The organism is Achromobacter sp. SIMBA_011, assembly GCF_046535435.1.
GTDB lineage: Bacteria > Pseudomonadota > Gammaproteobacteria > Burkholderiales > Burkholderiaceae_B > Achromobacter > Achromobacter dolens.
Genome location: NZ_JAWRWN010000254.1, coordinates 1 through 296, shown reverse-complemented (window position 1 = coordinate 296; position 296 = coordinate 1). Strand labels below are relative to the sequence as shown.

Sequence of the window (296 nt, the reverse complement as noted above, 5' to 3'; positions counted from 1 at the left end):
ATGATGATCTTGGAGAAGGGTTCGCGCGGAAGTACCGTGCAGGCGATACAGGAAATACTGAATTTTCTGCATTTCGAAGGGCGCAAATCGGCCTCGGCAGACTATGACAGTCTTGAGACGGACGGCATCTTCGGTGCCGATACGGAAGAAGCGGTCCTCTCGTTTCAGGCGGACAGCGGGCTTTATGAGGACGGTCGCATCGGACCGGTTACACTGGCCGCTTTGCAGCAGGCGTTCGAAACCAGACAGCGAGAATTGTCGTCGCCGCTTTCACTCGGAGGGCAGGCGAATTACAG

1 protein-coding gene is annotated in these 296 nt (G+C 56.1%); it reads left to right on the top strand.

Annotated features, from left to right (window positions below):
* Nucleotides 1–36: 36 nt before the first annotated feature.
* A partial coding sequence (locus SB816_RS30820; protein WP_410548097.1) for a peptidoglycan-binding domain-containing protein occupies nucleotides 37–296 on the top strand: 260 nt, incomplete at its 3' end.